This window comes from Streptomyces sp. Tue6028 (assembly GCF_002300165.1).
Lineage (GTDB): Bacteria > Actinomycetota > Actinomycetes > Streptomycetales > Streptomycetaceae > Streptomyces > Streptomyces siamensis.
In genome coordinates, this window is the sequence record NZ_MLCE01000006.1 from 136,704 (window position 1) to 155,633 (window position 18,930).

Annotated in this window: 17 protein-coding genes; 1 reads left to right on the forward strand and 16 read right to left on the reverse strand. The window is 70.9% G+C overall.

What is annotated here, in order from left to right; all coding sequences use genetic code 11:
• Positions 1-104: 104 nt before the first annotated feature.
• The 14 genes from BKI49_RS05275 to pyrR all read right to left on the reverse strand — a co-directional run bounded on the left by BKI49_RS05275 (position 105) and on the right by pyrR (position 16,901).
• The gene (locus BKI49_RS05275; protein ID WP_095933020.1) at positions 105-2,252 is read right to left on the reverse strand and encodes a primosomal protein N'; all 2,148 of its coding nucleotides are present in this window, start codon (positions 2,250-2,252) and stop codon (positions 105-107) included.
• 174 nt (positions 2,253-2,426) lie between these two features.
• Entirely contained in the window at positions 2,427-3,635 is a 1,209-nt protein-coding gene (gene metK / locus BKI49_RS05280; RefSeq protein WP_095933021.1) for a methionine adenosyltransferase, read from the reverse strand.
• 240 nt (positions 3,636-3,875) lie between these two features.
• Positions 3,876-5,078: a bifunctional phosphopantothenoylcysteine decarboxylase/phosphopantothenate--cysteine ligase CoaBC gene (gene coaBC, locus BKI49_RS05285; protein ID WP_095933022.1), complete on the reverse strand. Its 1,203-nt coding sequence runs from the start codon at positions 5,076-5,078 to the stop codon at positions 3,876-3,878.
• 125 nt (positions 5,079-5,203) lie between these two features.
• Positions 5,204-5,473 (reverse strand): DNA-directed RNA polymerase subunit omega, encoded by a 270-nt coding sequence (gene rpoZ, locus BKI49_RS05290; RefSeq protein WP_028803682.1) that lies wholly within the window; start codon positions 5,471-5,473, stop codon positions 5,204-5,206.
• Positions 5,474-5,510: 37 nt separating this feature from the next.
• Complete coding sequence (gene gmk / locus BKI49_RS05295; protein WP_028803683.1) at positions 5,511-6,068, reverse strand: guanylate kinase; 558 nt, start codon at positions 6,066-6,068, stop codon at positions 5,511-5,513.
• A 37-nt stretch (positions 6,069-6,105) separates the two neighbouring features.
• On the reverse strand, positions 6,106-6,429 hold the full coding sequence (locus tag BKI49_RS05300) for an integration host factor (protein ID WP_016638838.1): 324 nt from the start codon (positions 6,427-6,429) through the stop codon (positions 6,106-6,108).
• Positions 6,430-6,783: 354 nt separating this feature from the next.
• The gene (gene pyrF / locus BKI49_RS05305) at positions 6,784-7,626 is read right to left on the reverse strand and encodes an orotidine-5'-phosphate decarboxylase (RefSeq protein ID WP_095933023.1); all 843 of its coding nucleotides are present in this window, start codon (positions 7,624-7,626) and stop codon (positions 6,784-6,786) included.
• Positions 7,623-8,729, reverse strand: coding sequence for a quinone-dependent dihydroorotate dehydrogenase (locus BKI49_RS05310; protein ID WP_095933024.1), 1,107 nt, complete (start codon positions 8,727-8,729; stop codon positions 7,623-7,625). The genes pyrF and BKI49_RS05310 overlap by 4 nt, the downstream gene beginning before the upstream one ends.
• A 105-nt stretch (positions 8,730-8,834) precedes the next feature.
• The gene (carB, locus tag BKI49_RS05315; RefSeq protein ID WP_095933025.1) at positions 8,835-12,143 is read right to left on the reverse strand and encodes a carbamoyl-phosphate synthase large subunit; all 3,309 of its coding nucleotides are present in this window, start codon (positions 12,141-12,143) and stop codon (positions 8,835-8,837) included.
• Positions 12,136-13,278, reverse strand: a complete 1,143-nt coding sequence (gene carA / locus BKI49_RS05320) for a glutamine-hydrolyzing carbamoyl-phosphate synthase small subunit (RefSeq protein ID WP_095933026.1) — start codon at positions 13,276-13,278, stop codon at positions 12,136-12,138. The genes carB and carA overlap by 8 nt, the downstream gene beginning before the upstream one ends.
• Entirely contained in the window at positions 13,275-13,874 is a 600-nt protein-coding gene (locus BKI49_RS05325; protein WP_095933148.1) for a PH-like domain-containing protein, read from the reverse strand. Before BKI49_RS05325 ends, carA begins: the two co-directional genes overlap by 4 nt.
• Before the next feature lie 14 nt (positions 13,875-13,888).
• Positions 13,889-15,175, reverse strand: a complete 1,287-nt coding sequence (locus tag BKI49_RS05330) for a dihydroorotase (protein ID WP_095933027.1) — start codon at positions 15,173-15,175, stop codon at positions 13,889-13,891.
• A gap of 4 nt (positions 15,176-15,179) precedes the next feature.
• Positions 15,180-16,214, reverse strand: a complete 1,035-nt coding sequence (locus tag BKI49_RS05335; RefSeq protein ID WP_095933028.1) for an aspartate carbamoyltransferase catalytic subunit — start codon at positions 16,212-16,214, stop codon at positions 15,180-15,182.
• Positions 16,215-16,310: 96 nt separating this feature from the next.
• Entirely contained in the window at positions 16,311-16,901 is a 591-nt protein-coding gene (gene pyrR, locus BKI49_RS05340; RefSeq protein WP_095933029.1) for a bifunctional pyr operon transcriptional regulator/uracil phosphoribosyltransferase PyrR, read from the reverse strand.
• Positions 16,902-17,153: 252 nt separating this feature from the next.
• Between pyrR and bldD the strand changes: the two genes are divergently transcribed.
• Positions 17,154-17,654: a transcriptional regulator BldD gene (gene bldD / locus BKI49_RS05345; protein ID WP_028803692.1), complete on the forward strand. Its 501-nt coding sequence runs from the start codon at positions 17,154-17,156 to the stop codon at positions 17,652-17,654.
• A gap of 272 nt (positions 17,655-17,926) precedes the next feature.
• Here the strand turns inward: bldD and nusB are convergent, their stop codons facing one another.
• Both nusB and efp read right to left on the reverse strand, forming a co-directional pair.
• Entirely contained in the window at positions 17,927-18,361 is a 435-nt protein-coding gene (nusB, locus tag BKI49_RS05350) for a transcription antitermination factor NusB (RefSeq protein ID WP_095933030.1), read from the reverse strand.
• 2 nt (positions 18,362-18,363) lie between these two features.
• Positions 18,364-18,930: an elongation factor P gene (efp, locus tag BKI49_RS05355; protein ID WP_095933031.1), complete on the reverse strand. Its 567-nt coding sequence runs from the start codon at positions 18,928-18,930 to the stop codon at positions 18,364-18,366.

Sequence of the window (18,930 nt, forward strand, 5' to 3'; positions counted from 1 at the left end):
TGCGAGCGCCCGCTCCACGCCGACCCGAACGGCCGACACGAGCACCCACCCCACACCGACCCGGACGGCCGCGGCGACCGCCGACGCATCGCGCCGAGCGGCACTCACCCGATGTCGAGCGGATCGATGCGGATCCGTATCGGTTCGCTCCCGCCGCGCGCCAACCGCGCCGCCTGCGCGGCCTTCAGCGCGGCCGCCAGCGCGGCTCCGCTCCCCGGCGGCACCCGCACGAGGACCCGCTCCCAGTGCTCCCCGGGCGGCGGCCCACCGGCCCGCCGAGGCCGCCCCGCCTCCGTACCGGGCACCGGGACGGGCCCCAACACCTCGGCATCATGGGGCAGTTGGGCGGCCGTGAGGAACTCCGCCAACGCCTCCGGCGCACCGGACACCGCGGCCATCCGCGACACCGGCGGGAAGCCCAGCTCGGCCCGCTCGGCAAGTTCCCGCACGGCGTGCCCGACGGGATCCCAGCGGACCAGTGCCTGTACCGGACGCAACGTCGGCTCGGCGACGACCACCACGGTCCCGCCGACGCCCTGTGGACGGACGAGCGCCGCCGCTGCCAGCCAGCGCCGCAACGCGTCCTCGCCGGCCCGCAGATCGGGCCGCCCGAGCATGGCCCAGCCGTCCAGGAGCAGCGCGGCCGCGTACCCGCCCTCGGCCACCGGTTCGGCGCCCGGAGTGCTCACGACCAGGGCGGGCGCCTCGGAGACGGTGTCCAGCACCTGCTCCCGCCCGGACGTACGGACCGGGACGGCCGGGAAGGCCCGTCCCAGCTCCTCGGCGGTGCGCCGCGCCCCCACGATCTGTGCCCGCAGCCGGAAGCCTCCGCATTCGGGACAGTGCCAGGCGGGCTCGCCGCGCCCGCACCAGTCGCACCGCAGCTCCCCCGCGTCCTGCGCCTGGAGCGGCCCCGCGCAGTGCCGGCAGCGCGCGGGGGCCCGACACTGCGCGCAGGCCATCCGGGGTACGTAGCCGCGGCGCGGCACCTGCACCAGCACGGGGCCGTGCCGCAGGCCCTCCCTGACGGTCTGCCAGGCGAGCGTGGGCAGCCGGGCCGCGCGGGCCGCCTCGTCCCGCGCGAGGTCACCGTCGCCGACGGTCCGTACGAGGGGTGCCGTCGCACGGACCTGGTCGCGGTCCGCGACCAGTGGCAGCGCCCATCCGCTCTCGACGAGCTGCGCGGCCTCCACCGTGCAGCTCCAGCCGCCCAGCAGGAAGCCGCACCGGTCGCGCGAGGCCCGCAGCTCCAGCACCTCCCGGACGTGTGGGAAGGGGGCGTTGTCGTCGCTGTGTCCGGCGTCGCCGTCGTCCCAGACGACGACGAGCCCCAGGTTCCTCACGGGCGCGAACATGGCGGCGCGGGTGCCGACGACGGCCCGCACGGCCCCGCGCCGTACGGCGAGCCATTCGCGGTAGCGGCGCTCCTGCCCGGCGTCGGCCGTCAGCACGGCGTGCTGCCCCTCCCCCAGCAGTGCCGTCAGGGCGGCGTCGACGCGGGCGGCGGGCCGGCCCGCCGGTACGACGACCAGTGCCCCGCGCCCGGAGGCCAGCGTCGCCTGCACGGCCCGGGCGATCTCCTCGGCCCACTGGGGCCCGGGGAGCGCGGTCCACACGGCCCGTGGTGCACCGCCGGAGGCGAGGGAGGCGAGGAAGTCCGGCCCGCGGCCGTACCGCTGCCAGGTGCCCGGGGCGGGCGCCGGGGGCGGAGGCGGTGCGGGGGTGGACTCCCGGGCCTCGGCCCGCGCGTGCCGGGGCGGGACGGCGAGTTGCAGCACATCGGCGAGGGAGCCGGCGTAGCGGTCGGCGACGGCCCGGGCGAGCCCCAGCAGTTCGGGGTCCAGGACGGGTTCGGGCGACACGACCTGCGCGAGCGCGGCCAGCGGCCCGCTGTAGTCGGACTCGGCGATCCGCTCGACGACGAACCCGTCGATGAGTCCGCCGCCCTCACGGCGCCCGTCGCGGACATTGCGGCCGCCGGCGCCGAACCTGACCCGGACCCGGACGCCCGGCTGCGCGGCCTCGTCGAGCTCCTCGGGCACCGCGTAGTCGAAGTACCGGTCGAGATGCAGCACGCCCTTGTCGACCAGCACCCGCGCCACCGGCAGCTCCTTGGCCAGCGCGGCCCCCCGCCAGGTACGCGGCTTGGCCTTCGGTGCCTTGGCCTTGCGCACGGCCTCCCGGATCAGCGCGAGCTGCTCGGGCGGCGCACTCTCCGCGCCGCCTTCCCCCTGACCGTTCTCGCTGCTCACAGCAGCATTCCTACCAGACCCCACTGACACGGGACGGCCGTCCCGGCCCCCACCGGCACGGGCCCGGAGCCCGAGCCCCGCGACCCGGGCCGGCCGGACACCGGTCCCGTCACGAACACCGAGGCCCGGCTCCCCCGAAGGGCAGCCGGGCCTCGTGACAGTACCGGTCGGACCTTACAGACCCGCGGCCCGGCGCAGCGCGTCCACGCGGTCCGTGCGCTCCCAGGTGAAGTCGGGGAGCTCGCGGCCGAAGTGGCCGTACGCGGCCGTCTGCGAGTAGATCGGGCGCAGCAGGTCGAGGTCGCGGATGATGGCCGCCGGGCGGAGGTCGAAGACCTCGCTGATGGCGGTCTCGATCTTCTCGGCCTCGACCTTGGCGGTGCCGAAGGTCTCGACGAAGAGGCCGACGGGCTCGGCCTTGCCGATCGCGTAGGCGACCTGGACCTCGCAGCGGGAGGCGAGGCCCGCGGCGACGACGTTCTTCGCGACCCAGCGCATGGCGTAGGCGGCGGAGCGGTCGACCTTGGACGGGTCCTTGCCGGAGAAGGCGCCGCCGCCGTGGCGGGCCATGCCGCCGTACGTGTCGATGATGATCTTGCGGCCGGTGAGGCCGGCGTCACCCATCGGGCCGCCGATCTCGAAGCGACCGGTCGGATTGACCAGCAGGCGGTAGCCCTCGGTCTCCAGCTTGATGCCGTCGTCCAGCAGCGCCTTCAGCTCCGGCTCGACCACGAACTCGCGGATGTCGGGGGCCAGGAGCGAGTCCAGGTCGATGTCGCTCGCGTGCTGCGAGGAGACGACGACCGTGTCCAGACGGACCGCCTTGTCGCCGTCGTACTCGATGGTGACCTGGGTCTTGCCGTCGGGGCGGAGGTAGGGGATGGTGCCGTTCTTGCGGACCTCGGACAGGCGCCGCGAGAGCCGGTGCGCCAGGTGGATCGGAAGCGGCATCAGGTTCGGCGTCTCGTCGGTCGCGTAACCGAACATCAGACCCTGGTCGCCGGCGCCCTGCTTGTCCAGCTCGTCCTCGTCGCCCTCGACCCGGGACTCGTACGCCGTGTCGACACCCTGCGCGATGTCCGGGGACTGCGAGCCGATCGACACCGAGACGCCGCAGGAGGCTCCGTCGAAGCCCTTCTTGGACGAGTCGTAGCCGATCTCGAGGATCTTGTCGCGCACCAGCTGCGCGATCGGCGCGTACGCCTTGGTCGTGACCTCGCCGGCCACGTGCACCAGGCCGGTCGTGATCAGCGTCTCCACGGCGACGCGGGACGTGGGGTCCTCGCGCAGGAGCGCATCGAGAATGGTGTCGCTGATCTGGTCAGCGATCTTGTCGGGGTGACCTTCGGTCACGGACTCCGAGGTGAACAGGCGACGGGACACAACGCTCCCTGTGGTTGCAGCGGCTGCTGGCTGATCATTGGTGGACGGGACGGGGGCTGCGCCCGGCGTCGTCCGAGAACAGTTTATCTGTCGTGCCCACCGGCAGGTCCCCCTGTCTCGCTTGTCGGAAGCGCTGTGACCTGCGGCACGGGCATTCTGCGCCATGGCGATCCGCCTCCGCCAGGGCCACCGCACCTGTTTTTGCGCGCCGGGAGGCATCTGCCGGGACGGGTGAGAAAGCTACTCCAATCGGCGCGTCACGAGGTCCCACACGGTATCGGCCAGCGCTTCCTTGGGCCCGTGGGCCACCGGGGTCTCGCTGCCGTCGGCTCCGAGCACGACGGCCTCGTTCTCCTCGGAGCCGAAGGTCTTGCGCTCGCCCACCTCGTTCACCACGAGGAAGTCGCAGCCCTTGCGCTCCAGCTTCTTCCGGCCGTTCGCGAGGACGTCGTCCGTCTCGGCGGCGAAGCCGACCACGACCTGGCCGGGGCGGGCCCGCGTGGCGGAGATCTCCGCGAGGATGTCGGGGTTGCGGACCAGGGCGACGGGCTCGGGCTCCTGGCCGTCCTTCTTCTTGATCTTCCCCGCCGCGTACGCCGCCGGGCGGAAGTCGGCGACCGCCGCCGCCATCACGACGACGTCGGCGTCCGGGGCCGCCTTCAGCACGGCCTCGCGCAGCTGTACGGCGGTGCCGACCTGGACGACGTCCACGCCCGCGGGGTCCGGCATGCCGGTGTTCGCGGCGATCAGCGTGACCCGGGCTCCGCGCGCGGCGGCGGTGCGGGCGAGGGCGTACCCCTGCTTGCCGGAGGAACGGTTGCCGAGGAAGCGGACCGGGTCGAGGGGTTCGCGGGTGCCGCCCGCGCTGACGACGACATGCCGTCCGGCGAGGTCGGGCTCCGTCACGCCGCGGGCCAGCACCCGACGGCAGACCTCGAAGATCTCCGCGGGCTCGGGCAGCCGCCCCTTGCCGGTGTCGACGCCGGTCAGCCGCCCGACCGCGGGTTCGACGACGACGGCGCCGCGGCGGCGGAGCGTCGCCACGTTCTCCTGGGTGGCGGGGTGTTCCCACATCTCCGTGTGCATGGCGGGCGCGAAGACGACCGGGCAGCGGGCGGTGAGCAGGGTGTTGGTCAGGAGGTCGTCGGCCAGGCCGTGGGCCGCCTTGGCGAGCGTGTCGGCCGTCGCGGGGGCCACCACGACGAGATCGGCCTGCTGTCCGATGCGGACGTGCGGGACCTCGTGGACGTCCGACCAGACCTCGGTGGACACGGGGTGGCCGGAGAGGGCGGACCAGGTGGCGGCGCCGACGAAGTGCAGCGCGGACGCGGTGGGCACGACACGTACGTCATGACCGGACTCCGTCAGCTGTCGCAGCAGCTCACACGCCTTGTAGGCGGCGATGCCGCCGCTGACCCCCAGAACGACCTTCGGCTTGTCCACCGGGCCTCCCCACACTCGACTACGTACAACCCCATGACACACCACAGGCCCGACAGTCGCGCTGCCGGGCCTGTGGAAAAGACTTCTGCAATCTGCAGATCTTGCTTACGGTGTGAGATTGCCGACTACGCCGGGCCCTCGATGGCCTCGGAGGTCAGCAGACCCGCGTTGATCTCGCGCAGGGAGATCGAGAGCGGCTTCTCGTGGACGTGGGTGTCGACGAGCGGACCGACGTACTCGAGGAGGCCCTCGCCGAGCTGCGAGTAGTACGCGTTGATCTGGCGGGCACGCTTGGCCGCGTAGATCACGAGGCTGTACTTCGAGTCGGTGGCCTCAAGGAGCTCGTCGATCGGAGGGTTGATGATGCCCTCGGGCGCGGTGATGGAAGAGGACACGCTCTGCCTTCCGAAAGGTGGGATTGATCAGTGAAGATCACACAACGTCCATCAAGGCTAGCAGCTCGCGCGCCACGTCCTCGACGGAGGTGTTGACCAGGGTGACATCGAACTCCGGCTCGGCCGCCAGCTCGATCTTGGCGGCTTCCAGGCGGCGCTCGATCACCTCGGGCGGTTCCGTGCCCCGCCCGGTGAGCCTGCGCACCAGCTCCTCCCAGGAGGGCGGAGCCAGGAACACGAGCAGAGCCTCCGGCATGGACTCGCGAACCTGACGTGCGCCCTGGAGGTCGATCTCCAGGAGGACCGGCACGCCGGCCTCCAGGTGCTCCAGGACGGCCGCACGCGGCGTCCCGTAGCGATTGCCGGCGAATTCGGCCCACTCCAGCAGCTCACCGTTGGCGATGAGCTTGTCCATCTCCTCGTCGGAGACGAAGAAGTAGTGGACTCCGTGCTTCTCACCGGGGCGCGGCTTGCGTGTCGTCGCCGACACGGAGAGCCAGACCTCGGGGTGTTCCTTGCGCATATGGGCGACGACCGTGCTCTTGCCGACCCCGGAGGGGCCGGAGAGCACGGTCAGCCGCGGACGTTCACTCATGCAGCGATTATTCCAGCAATCCCGGAGTGCCCAGGACTCAGGCGCCGGAGCCGCCGAACTCGCGCTCCAGGGAGGCGATCTGGTTCGAGCCGAGGCCACGCACGCGGCGGCTCTCGGAGATCCCGAGTCGCTCCATGATCTGCTTGGCGCGGACCTTGCCCACGCCCGGCAGGGACTCAAGGAGGGCGGAGACCTTCATCTTGCCGATGACGTCGTTCTCCTGGCCCTGCTTGATGACCTCGTGAAGAGAGGCGCCGGAGTGCTTGAGTCGATTCTTGACCTCGGCCCGCTCCCGGCGAGCCGCGGCGGCCTTTTCGAGCGCGGCTGCGCGCTGTTCAGGGGTAAGGGGCGGAAGAGCCACGCCTACGTCACCTCGGATGTCGAACTGTCGGATACGGACCGGTGAGGAACCTAGTCGCCCCACACCTGGGGAGCTACGAGCAACACGCTTGCCCGTTCTCCCCCACTGCCTTGAAGCGTGGGAGGTGCCCCCACTCGACGGAGACTAGCGGGCAAGTGCGCCAGAGTCAGCGAGAACAGCGGAAAAGTCCTGGTCAGCCTCCCTGGAGCCAGACATTTCCGACATACTGCCCCGGATTTGAGAATGTATTCAGACTCAAGGCGCTCCGCGGACACTCATCGGAGGACTGCAGATCGAGGGTCGGAGTGCTCGCCGGACCGTCCCGGCGGTCCGGCGAGCGGCCGGCGAAGGCCCTCAGGCGGCCTCGACGGCGGCCCTGATCTCCTCAGCGAAACGCTCCGCGGCCTCCCGCAGCGCGACGACGTCGGGACCGTGACGCAGAACACCCCGGCTCACGTTCGGGACGACGTTGCGCACGGCCGCTCCGAAGACACCCGCCAGATCGCCCGCCGTCGCCCCCTGGGCGCCGATCCCGGGCGCGAGGAGAGGGCCGTTGATGTCGAGGTCGTAGGAGGACAGATCACCGAGCGTGGCACCGACCACGGCGCCGAAGGAGCCGAGCGGCGACTCCCCCGCGTTCTCGGCGGCCAGGTGCCCGAGCACGGTCGCCCCGACGTTCCGGCCGTCGGCACGGACGGCGTGCTGGACCTCGCCGCCCTCCGGGTTGGACGTCAGCGCGAGCACGAAGAGCCCGGCGCCGCTCTCGCGGGCCAGTTCCACCGCGGGCTTCAGCGAGCCGTAGCCGAGATACGGCGAGACGGTCAGCGCGTCCGAGAAGAGCGGCGCGTCCTTGCGCAGGAAGGTCTCCGCGTACGCGGCCATGGTCGAGCCGATGTCGCCGCGCTTGGCGTCCATGACGACCAGGGCGCCGGCCGCACGGGCCTCCTCGACCGACTTCTCCAGCACCGCGATCCCGCGTGAGCCGAAGCGCTCGAAGAACGCGCTCTGCGGCTTGAGGACCGCCACCCGGTCGGCCAGCGCCTCCACCACGGTGCGGCTGAAGCGCTCCAGGCCCGCGATGTCGTCGCCGAGGCCCCAGTCGGTGAGCAGGGACGCGTGCGGGTCGATGCCCACGCACAGGGGCCCGCGCTCGTCCATCGCGCGGCGCAGTCGTGCGCCGAAGGGTTCCAGGCTCATGCGGACTTCCTCACGTCGGCGCCGACCGCGTCGGCGAGGGTGGCGTACGGGCTCGTACGAAGGCGCGCGGCGAGCCCCTTGTGGATGGCGCGGCCCCAGAAGGGACCCTCGTAGATGAAGGCGCTGTAGCCCTGGACCAGCGTGGCGCCGGCCAGGATGCGCTGCCAGGCGTCCTCGGCGTTCTCGATGCCGCCGACGCCCACCAGGGTGATCCGGTCGCCCACGCGCGCGTAGAGGCGGCGCAGGACCTCCAGGGAGCGCGCCTTCAGGGGCGCTCCGGAGAGGCCGCCGGTCTCCTTGACCAGGGAGGCGTCGGACTTCAGACCGAGGCCCTCGCGCGCGATGGTGGTGTTGGTCGCGATGATGCCGTCCAGTCCGAGCTCCACTGCGAGGTCGGCGACCGCGTCGACGTCCTCGTCGGCGAGGTCGGGAGCGATCTTGACCAGGAGCGGCACGCGGCGGCCGGTGACCGAGCGGTCGGCGGCCTCGCGCACGGCGCTCAGCAGCGGGCGCAGTGCCTCGGTCGCCTGGAGATTGCGCAGACCGGGTGTGTTCGGGGAGCTGACGTTGACGACGAGGTAGTCGGCGTGCCGGGCCAGTCGCTCGGTCGACTTCACGTAGTCGCCGACGGCCTCCTCCTCGGGGACGACCTTGGTCTTGCCGATGTTGACGCCGACGACCGTCCTGAAGACGGGCGTGCGGGCGGCCAGGCGCTCGGAGACGGCCGCGGAGCCCTCGTTGTTGAACCCCATGCGGTTGATCAGTGCCCGGTCCTCGACGAGGCGGAACAGCCTCTTCTTGGGGTTGCCGGGCTGCGGCTCCCCCGTCACGGTGCCGATCTCGATGTGGTCGAAGCCCAGCATCGACATGCCGTCGATGGCGACGGCGTTCTTGTCGAAGCCGGCCGCCAGCCCGAAGGGGCCGTGCATGCGCAGGCCGAACGCCTCCGTGCGCAGTTCCTCGTGGCGGGGCGCCAGCGCCGCCGCGACGAACGTCCGCAGCACCGGGACGCGGGCGGCCAGACGGATCCAGCGGAAGGCGAGGTGGTGGGCCTGCTCGGGGTCCATCCGTTTGAAAACCAGACGGAAGAAAAGCTTGTACATCTCTGTGTCCTCGTCAGACGTGCCCTCGTGAGACCCGTGGACCGGGACCTCATGAGGAGCCTCATGAAGAGGGGGACACCGTTTCCGGTGTCCCCCTCGGGGCTGCTAGTCGCGGGCCGCGATCAGATGCTCGGCGTGTTCCTGGAGCGAGCGCACGCCCACGTCGCCGTGGTTGAGCGCGTCGATCCCCTGGACGGCGGCGGCGAGCGCCTGGACCGTGGTGAGGCAGGGCACGGAGCGGGCCACCGCGGCCGTACGGATGTCGTAGCCGTCGAGGCGGCCGCCGGTGCCGTACGGCGTGTTGACGATGAGGTCGACCTGGCCGTCGTGGATCAGCTGGACGATGGTCTTCTCGCCGTTCGGGCCCTCGCCCTCGCTCTGCTTGCGCACGATCGTGGCGTTGATGCCGTTGCGCTTGAGGACCTCGGCGGTGCCGGACGTCGCGAGCAGCTCGAAGCCGTGGGCGACGAGTTCACGCGCCGGGAAGATCATCGAGCGCTTGTCGCGGTTGGCGACCGAGATGAAGGCGCGGCCCTTGGTCGGCAGCGGACCGTACGCGCCCGCCTGCGACTTGGCGTAGGCCGTGCCGAACACCGAGTCGATGCCCATCACTTCGCCGGTGGAGCGCATCTCCGGGCCGAGCACCGTGTCGACGCCGCGCCCGTGGATGTCGCGGAAGCGCGACCACGGCATGACGGCCTCCTTGACGGAGATCGGCGCGTCCAGCGGCAGCGTGCCGCCGTCGCCGTTGGCCGGCAGCAGGCCCTCGGCCCGCAGCTCGGCGACGGTCGCGCCCAGCGAGATGCGGGCGGCGGCCTTCGCCAGCGGCACCGCGGTCGCCTTCGAGGTGAAGGGGACGGTGCGCGAGGCGCGCGGGTTGGCCTCCAGGACGTAGAGGATGTCGCCCGCCATCGCGAACTGGATGTTGATCAGACCGCGGACGCCGACGCCCTTCGCGATGGCCTCCGTGGAGGCCCGCAGGCGCTTGATGTCGAACCCGCCGAGCGTGATCGGAGGCAGGGCGCACGCCGAGTCGCCGGAGTGGATGCCGGCCTCCTCGATGTGCTCCATGACGCCGCCGAGGTAGAGCTCCTCGCCGTCGTAGAGCGCGTCGACGTCGATCTCGATCGCGTCGTCGAGGAACCGGTCGACCAGGACCGGCCGGGAGGGGCTGATCTCGGTGGACTCGGCGATGTAGGACGACAGCCGGGTCTCGTCGTAGACGATCTCCATGCCGCGCCCGCCGAGGACGTACGAGGGGCGCACCAGGACCGGGTAGCCGATCTCGTCGGCGATGGCCTTGGCCTCGGCGAAGGTGGTGGCCGTGCCGTGCTTGGGGGCCGGCAGGCCCGCCTCGGCGAGGACGCGGCCGAAGGCGCCGCGGTCCTCGGCGGCGTGGATCGCCTCGGGGGACGTGCCGACGACCGGCACGCCGTTGTCCTTGAGCGCCTGCGACAGGCCCAGCGGGGTCTGGCCGCCGAGCTGTACGACCACACCCGCGATCGGGCCGGCCAGCGACTCCGCGTGGACGATCTCCAGGACGTCCTCGAGGGTCAGCGGCTCGAAGTACAGCCGGTCGGAGGTGTCGTAGTCGGTCGACACGGTCTCCGGGTTGCAGTTGACCATCACGGTCTCGTAGCCGGCGTCGCTCAGCGCGAAGGAGGCGTGGACGCAGGAGTAGTCGAACTCGATGCCCTGCCCGATGCGGTTCGGGCCGGAGCCCAGGATGATCACCGCGGGCTTCTCGCGCGGGGCGACCTCGGTCTCCTCGTCGTAGGAGGAGTAGAAGTACGGCGTCTTCGCGGCGAACTCGGCGGCGCAGGTGTCCACCGTCTTGTACACCGGGCGCACACCGAGCGCGTGCCGCACCTCACGGACGACGTCCTCGCGCAGCCCGCGGATCTCGGCGATCTGGGCGTCGGAGAAGCCGTGCCGCTTGGCCTCGGCGAGCAGCTCCGGGTCCAGCTTCTCGGCGGCGGCCAGCTCGTCCGCGAGCTCCTTGATCAGGAAGAGCTGGTCGACGAACCAGGGGTCGATCTTCGTCGCCTCGAAGACCTCCTCGGGCGTGGCGCCCGCGCGCACGGCCTGCATGACGGAGTTGATGCGCCCGTCGGTGGGCCGGACCGCCTCGCGCAGCAGCTCGGCCTTGTCGCCGGGCTCGCCGACGAAGGTGAACTGGCTGCCCTTCTTCTCCAGGGAGCGCAGCGCCTTCTGGAGCGCCTCGGTGAAGTTGCGGCCGATCGCCATGGCCTCGCCGACCGACTTCATGGTCGTGGTCAGCGTGGAGTCGGCGGAGGGGAACTTCTCGAAGGCGAAACGCGGGGCCTTCACGACGACGTAGTCGAGGGTCGGCTCGAAGGACGCCGGGGTCTTCTCGGTGATGTCGTTCGGGATCTCGTCGAGCGTGTAGCCGACGGCGAGCTTGGCCGCGATCTTGGCGATCGGGAAGCCGGTCGCCTTGGAGGCGAGCGCCGAGGAGCGCGAGACGCGCGGGTTCATCTCGATGACGATGATGCGGCCGTCGTCGGGATTGACCGCGAACTGGATGTTGCAGCCGCCGGTGTCGACGCCGACCTCGCGGATGATCGCGATGCCGATGTCGCGCAGCCGCTGGTACTCGCGGTCGGTCAGCGTCATGGCCGGCGCGACGGTGATGGAGTCGCCGGTGTGCACGCCCATCGGGTCGAAGTTCTCGATGGAGCAGACGACCACGACGTTGTCGTTCTTGTCGCGCATCAGCTCCAGCTCGTACTCCTTCCAGCCGAGGATGGACTCCTCCAGGAGCACCTCGGTGGTCGGGGAGAGCGTGAGGCCCTGGCCGGCGATGCGGCGCAGTTCCTCCTCGTCGTGGGCGAAGCCGGAGCCGGCGCCGCCCATGGTGAAGGAGGGGCGTACGACGACGGGGTAGCCGCCGAGCGTCTCGACGCCCCCCAGGACGTCGTCCATGGAGTGGCAGATGACGGACCGGGCGGACTCGCCGTGGCCGATCTTCTCGCGCACGGCCTCGACGACGCCCTTGAAGAGGTCGCGGTCCTCGCCCTTGTTGATCGCCTCGACGTTGGCGCCGATGAGCTCGACGCCGTACTTCGCGAGCACACCCTGCTCGTGCATGGAGATCGCGGTGTTGAGCGCCGTCTGGCCGCCGAGGGTGGGCAGCAGCGCGTCGGGGCGCTCCTTGGCGATGATCTTCTCGACGAACTCCGGGGTGATCGGCTCGACGTAGGTGGCGTCGGCGATCTCCGGGTCGGTCATGATCGTCGCCGGGTTGGAGTTCACGAGGATGACCCGCAGGCCCTCGGACTTCAGGACCCGGCACGCCTGGGTGCCGGAGTAGTCGAACTCGGCGGCCTGGCCGATGACGATCGGGCCGGAGCCGATGACCAGGACGGACTGGATATCGGTGCGCTTAGGCACGCTGGCCCTCCATCAGGGATACGAAGCGGTCGAACAGGTAGGCGGCGTCGTGCGGGCCGGCTGCCGCTTCGGGGTGGTACTGGACGCTGAAGGCCGGCTGGTCGAGCAGCTGGAGGCCCTCCACCACGTTGTCGTTGAGGCAGACGTGGGAGACCTCGGCGCGGCCGTAGGGGGTGTCGGACACCTTGTCGAGCGGGGCGTCGACGGCGAAGCCGTGGTTGTGCGCGGTGACCTCGACCTTGCCGGTCGTGCGGTCCTGCACCGGCTGGTTGATGCCGCGGTGGCCGTACTTCAGCTTGTAGGTGCCGAAGCCGAGGGCACGGCCGAGGATCTGGTTGCCGAAGCAGATGCCGAAGAGCGGGGTCCTGCGCTCCAGCACCGCCTGCATGACCGCGACCGGGCCGTCGGCGGTGGCCGGGTCGCCCGGGCCGTTGGAGAAGAACACGCCGTCGGGGTTCACGGCGAAGACGTCCTCGGCCGTGGCCGTCGCGGGCAGGACGTGCACCTCGATGCCGCGCTCGGCCATGCGCTGCGGGGTCATGCCCTTGATGCCCAGGTCGACCGCGGCGACGGTGAACTTCTTCTCGCCGATCGCGGGGACGACGTACGTCTCCTTGGTGGCGACCTCGGCGGAGAGGTTCGCGCCCTTCATCTCGGGCGCCTGGCGCACCTCGGCGAGCATGGTGCCCTCGTCGGGCAGGGCGTTGCCGGAGAAGATGCCGACGCGCATGGCGCCGCGCTCGCGCAGGTGGCGGGTGAGGGCGCGGGTGTCGATCCCGCTGATGCCGACGACGCCCTGGTGGCGCAGCTCCTCGTCCAGCGAGCGCTTGGCCCGCCAGTTGGAGGGCACGCGCGCGGGGTCGCGTACGACATAGCCGGAGACCCAGATGCGCTGCGACTCGGGGTCCTCGTCGTTGACGCCGGTGTTGCCGACGTGCGGGGCGGTCATCACCACGACCTGGCGGTGGTACGACGGGTCGGTGAGGGTCTCCTGGTAGCCGGTCATGCCGGTGGAGAACACCGCTTCGCCGAAGGTCTCCCCCACGGCCCCGTAGGCACGGCCGCGGAAGATCCGGCCGTCCTCCAGGACGAGTACCGCGGGAACCTTCGAGGCTCCCCTTGTGGAGGTCGTCATCGTGCGCCTTCCGTTTCCGTCTTGTTGATCATGGAGTTGATTGCGTCGACCCAGTCGCCGTGCTCGGCCGAGCGGTCCGAGCGGAAGCCGGAGTCGATCAGCCTCTCGCCGTGCGCCCAGGTGACGACCAGCAGCCCGCCCTCGGTGAGGACCTTGCCCGCGATGCCCTTGTCGAGCCGGGCCTCGCGCAGCGCGGCGGCCGGGACGAAGAAGTCGGTGGCGCCCGGGCGCACGACGTCCAGTCCCTCGTCCGTCAGGGTGAGCTCGACCCGGCTGCGGGTGCCCAGGCCGTGCGCCACGATCCGGTCGAGCCACTGCCCGGCGGTGGTGGAGCCGTGGTAGCGGCCGCTCATGCTCAGTCTCGCCGGGCCGGGGTGTTCCGGCACTCCAGGCGCCTGCGGCTCGCCGCCTCCGTCGAGGGTGCCGGCCGACGGGCGGGTGGGCAGCTCGGGCAGGTCTCCCTGGAGGGTGCCGCGCCACTTCCAGCCCTCGCGCATCAGCCAGTAGACGAGTGCGACGAACAGGGCGAGGCCCACGAGCCAGCCGATCCGGGCGGCCCAGTCGGTCACTTCCGCCGACTTCTGTTCGGCGGCCATCGAGATGAGAGGTGTCACGCGAGCTTCCCGTCGACGAGGGTGGCCTTGCCCCGCAGCCAGGTGTGCGTGACCCGGCCCGGCAGCTCGCGGCCCTCGTAGGGGGTGTTGCGGCTGCGCGAGGCGAAGCCCGCGGGGTCCACGGCCCCACGGTATGCCGTGTCCACCAGCGTGAGGTTCGCGGGCTCACCAGCCGAGACGGGACGTCCGTGACCGGCGGCGCGGCCGATCCGCGCGGGCTTGACGGACATGCGGTCGGCGACACCGGCCCAGTCGAGCAGTCCGGTCTCCACCATCGTCTGCTGGACGACGGACAGCGCGGTCTCCAGGCCGACCATGCCCATGGCCGCCGCGGCCCACTCGCAGTCCTTGTCCTCGTGCGGGTGCGGCGCGTGGTCGGTGGCGACGATGTCGATCGTGCCGTCGGCGAGGGCCTCACGCAGGGCCATGACGTCGCGCTCGGTGCGCAGCGGCGGGTTGACCTTGTAGACCGGGTTGTAGGTGCGCGCCATCTCGTCGGTGAGCAGGAGGTGGTGCGGGGTGACCTCGGCGGTGACGTCGATGCCGCGGGACTTGGCCCAGCGGACGATCTCGACGGAGCCGGCGGTCGAGAGGTGGCAGATGTGGACGCGCGAGCCGACGTGCTCGGCGAGCAGGACGTCCCGGGCGATGATCGACTCCTCGGCCACCGCCGGCCACCCGCCGAGGCCCAGCTCGGCCGAGACGACGCCCTCGTTCATCTGGGCGCCCTCGGTGAGGCGAGGCTCCTGGGCGTGCTGGGCGACGACGCCGCCGAAGGCCTTCACGTACTCCAGCGCGCGGCGCATGATCACCGCGTCGTCCACGCACTTGCCGTCGTCGGAGAACACGGTCACGCCGGCCGCGGACTCGTGCATGGCGCCCAGTTCGGCGAGCTTCTTGCCCTCCAGGCCGACGGTGACGGCGCCGATGGGCTGCACGTCGCAGTAGCCGTGCTCCTGCCCGAGCCGGTAGACCTGCTCGACGACGCCGGCGGTGTCGGCGACGGGGAAGGTGTTGGCCATCGCGAAGACGGCCGTGAACCCGCCGCTCGCCGCCGCGCGGGTTCCGGTGAGCACGGTCTCGGAGTCCTCGCGGCCCGGCTCGCGCAGATGCGTGTGCAGGTCGACCAGACCCGGCAGCAGCACCTTGCCGTCGGCCTCGACGACCTCCGCGCCCTCGGCGGACAGTGCGGTGCCGACGGCCTCGATGACCTCGCCGTCGATCAGGACGTCCTGGGGCTCGCCCCCGAGCACCTTCGCACCACGGATCAGGATCTTGCTCATGGTCTTACTTCTCCTCGTCCGCGGAAATGGTGTGCGCGGAGCGCTCGTTGGAAGGGTGGTGGTGGGAGACGGGCGGGCGGGTGTGGGTGACGGCGGGCTCGTTGCCGCCGAGCAGCAGGTACAGGACGGCCATCCGGATGGAGACGCCGTTGGCGACCTGCTCGACGACGGTGCAGCGATCGGAGTCGGCGACCTCGGCGGTGATCTCCATGCCGCGGACCATCGGGCCGGGGTGCATCACGATGGCGTGCTCGGGCATCCGCGCCATGCGGTCGCCGTCGAGGCCGTAGCGCCGCGAGTACTCGCGCTCGGTCGGGAAGAACGCCGCGTTCATCCGCTCCCGCTGGACGCGCAGCATCATCACGGCGTCGGACTTGGACAGGGTGCTGTCGAGGTCGTACGAGATCTCGCACGGCCAGGACTCGACACCGACGGGCACCAGGGTCGGCGGGGCGACGAGGGTGACCTCGGCGCCGAGGGTGTGCAGCAGGTCGACGTTGGACCGGGCGACGCGGCTGTGCAGGACGTCGCCGACGATCGTGATGCGCTTGCCGGACAGGTCCTGGCCGATGCCGGCGTCACGGCCGACGAGGCGGCGCCGCATGGTGAAGGCGTCGAGCAGGGCCTGGGTGGGGTGCTGGTGGGTGCCGTCGCCGGCGTTGATGACGGCGGCGTCGATCCAGCCGGAGGTGGCCAGCCGGTAGGGGGCTCCGGAGGCGCCGTGCCGGATGACGACGGCGTCGACACCCATGGCTTCGAGGGTCTGGGCGGTGTCCTTGAGGGACTCGCCCTTGGAGACGCTCGACCCCTTGGCGGTGAAGTTGATGACGTCCGCCGAGAGGCGCTTCTCTGCGGCCTCGAAGGAGATCCGGGTCCGGGTCGAGTCCTCGAAGAAGAGGTTCACGACGGTGCGGCCGCGCAGGGTCGGCAGCTTCTTGATCGGCCGGTCGGCGACCCGGGCCATCTCCTCGGCGGTGTCGAGGATCAGGACGGCGTCGTCGCGGGTGAGGTCGGCGGCCGAGATGAGATGACGCTGCATCTGTCAGGCTCCGTAAGGCAGTTCAGGAGGATTCGGGCATGCGGGGGCGCGCAGGGCACTCGTCGGGCGTACGGCGCGGTGCCGTACGGGGGAGTGCTACTGCCGCTCGCCCGGGGAGGTCCGCTTCGCGCCGAGCAGCACGGTGTCGCGACCGTCCTCCTCGGCGAGTTGGACCTTGACCGCCTCCCGCAACGACGTGGGGAGGTTCTTGCCGACGTAGTCGGCACGGATGGGCAGTTCGCGGTGGCCGCGATCGACGAGGACGGCGAGCTGCACGGCACGCGGACGGCCGATGTCGTTCAGCGCGTCGAGCGCGGCGCGGATGGTGCGGCCGGAGAAGAGCACGTCGTCGACGAGGACGACCAGGCGGCCGTCGATGCCGTCACCGGGGATCTCGGTGCGGGCCAGCGCGCGCGGCGGGTGCATGCGCAGGTCGTCGCGGTACATGGTGATGTCGAGGGAGCCGACCGGGATCTTTCGGCCGGTGATCTCTTCGAGCTTGGCCGCGAGCCTGCGGGCCAGGAAGACGCCTCGGGTCGGAATGCCGAGGAGCACCACGTCGTCGGCGCCCTTGGCGCGCTCGACGATCTCGTGGGCGATACGGGTCAGCACCCGCGCGATGTCGGGGCCTTCGAGAACGGGCCGGGCATCGGACTCGTGCTGCTGCTTGTCCTGCTCTGTGTCCATACGAAACGGACCTCCTTCTCCGCCTCACGGGACGGATCATTAAAGGACGTCGGAATTGCGCCATCGACCATACCAGCCCGGCAACGTCCCTGATCACATCCCTTTGAGCCACCGCGCGTGACTCCCACGGAAGGGTCGGTGCGAACCGTTCGGCTTGACGGGGAAGAGTAACGCTGCGTAACCTCACAGTGAGTCACCAGAGTCACCAGCCGCGCGGCGGAGCCGCACGTTGATACAGGTCCGGGGAGCTATATGTCCAGCGAATACGCCAAACAGCTCGGGGCCAAGCTCCGCGCCATCCGCACCCAGCAGGGCCTTTCCCTCCACGGCGTCGAGGAGAAGTCCCAGGGTCGCTGGAAGGCGGTCGTGGTCGGATCGTACGAGCGCGGAGACCGCGCGGTCACCGTGCAGCGCCTCGCGGAGCTGGCGGACTTCTACGGAGTGCCGGTGCAGGAGCTGCTGCCGGGCACCACCCCGGGCGGAGCCGCCGAGCCGCCGCCGAAGCTCGTCCTCGACCTGGAGCGTCTTGCCCACGTCCCGGCGGAGAAGGCAGGTCCTCTCCAGCGGTACGCGGCCACGATCCAGTCGCAGCGCGGTGACTACAACGGCAAGGTGCTGTCGATCCGCCAGGACGACCTGCGCACCCTCGCGGTCATCTACGACCAGTCGCCCTCGGTCCTCACCGAGCAGCTGATCAGCTGGGGTGTCCTGGACGCGGACGCGCGTCGCGCCGTCACCCACGAAGAGGCCTGAGCCCTTCGCACCACTCAGCAGAAACGTGCCGCCGGGGTGGCCGGAACCATGGTGTTCCGGCCACCCCGGCGGCTTTCTGAGCGCCTCGGAAGCCTCCCGGGCACCAGGACGCCGGAGGGCCCGCAGCATGATCTGCTGCGGGCCCTCCGGCGTTCCGTACCTTCGCGCGCGTGGCGTGCGTGGTACAGCGCCTGCGTGTGCGCCACGCATCTGGTGGCGCACACCTGCGGGCACGGCCCTTGCGGGCGCACGCCCGGGTGCGCGTCGTGCGGTCAGGCCTCGTCGCGGCGGAGCGACGGCTTCAGGTCCTTCAGCCGGCCCAGCAGGCCGTTCACGAACGAGGGCGAGTCGTCCGTGGAGAACTCCTTGGCCAGCTGCACCGCCTCGTCGAGCACCACGGCGTCCGGGGTCTCGTCGACCCAGATCAGCTCGTAGGCGCCGAGGCGGAGGATGTTGCGGTCGACGACCGGCATCCTGTCCAGCGTCCAGCCGACGGCGTACTGCGCGATGAGCTCGTCGATCCGCGACGCCTTCTCGGCGTAGCCCTCGACCAGCTCCATCGTGTACTCGCTCACCGGAGGCTGCCGGGTGTCGGTCCGGGAGTGCCGGATCCAGTCCGCGAGGACCGTCAGGACGTCCACGCTGCGCTGGTCGCCCTCGAAGAGGATCTGGAAGGCGCGCTTGCGTGCCGTGTTGCGGGCAGCCACGGTTAGCTGTTCACCCGGCCGAGGTAGTCGCTCGTGCGGGTGTCGACCTTGATCTTCTCGCCGGTGGTGATGAAGAGCGGCACGTTGATCTGGTGGCCGGTCTCCAGGGTGGCGGGCTTGGTGCCACCGGTGGAACGGTCGCCCTGGACGCCCGGCTCGGTCTCCTGGATGACGAGCTCGACAGCGGCCGGCAGCTCGACGAAGAGCACCTCGCCCTCGTGCTGCGCGACGGTGGCGGTGAAGCCCTCGATCAGGAAGTTCGCGGCGTCGCCGACGGCCTTCCGGTCGACGTGCAGCTGGTCGTAGGTCTCCATGTCCATGAAGACGAAGTACTCGCCGTCCATGTACGAGAACTGCATGTCGCGCTTGTCGACAGTGGCCGTCTCGACCTTGACACCGGCGTTGAACGTCTTGTCGACGACCTTGCCGGAGAGCACGTTCTTGAGCTTGGTGCGCACGAAGGCCGGGCCCTTGCCGGGCTTGACGTGCTGGAACTCGACGACGGACCAGAGCTGGCCGCCTTCGAGCTTGAGCACCATGCCGTTCTTGAGGTCGTTCGTGGAAGCCAC

Bases quoted from the DNA above. Each gene is read 5' to 3' on its own strand.
- gmk (WP_028803683.1), bottom strand. From the start codon at position 6,068: ATGAGTGAACGTCCGCGGCTGACCGTGCTCTCCGGCCCCTCCGGGGTC.
- pyrF (WP_095933023.1), bottom strand. From the start codon at position 7,626: ATGAGCCTGGAACCCTTCGGCGCACGACTGCGCCGCGCGATGGACGAG.
- BKI49_RS05310 (WP_095933024.1), bottom strand. From the start codon at position 8,729: ATGTACAAGCTTTTCTTCCGTCTGGTTTTCAAACGGATGGACCCCGAG.
- carA (WP_095933026.1), bottom strand. From the start codon at position 13,278: ATGACGACCTCCACAAGGGGAGCCTCGAAGGTTCCCGCGGTACTCGTC.
- BKI49_RS05325 (WP_095933148.1), bottom strand. From the start codon at position 13,874: ATGGCCGCCGAACAGAAGTCGGCGGAAGTGACCGACTGGGCCGCCCGG.
- BKI49_RS05330 (WP_095933027.1), bottom strand. From the start codon at position 15,175: ATGAGCAAGATCCTGATCCGTGGTGCGAAGGTGCTCGGGGGCGAGCCC.
- BKI49_RS05335 (WP_095933028.1), bottom strand. From the start codon at position 16,214: ATGCAGCGTCATCTCATCTCGGCCGCCGACCTCACCCGCGACGACGCC.
- pyrR (WP_095933029.1), bottom strand. From the start codon at position 16,901: ATGGACACAGAGCAGGACAAGCAGCAGCACGAGTCCGATGCCCGGCCC.
- bldD (WP_028803692.1), top strand. From the start codon at position 17,154: ATGTCCAGCGAATACGCCAAACAGCTCGGGGCCAAGCTCCGCGCCATC.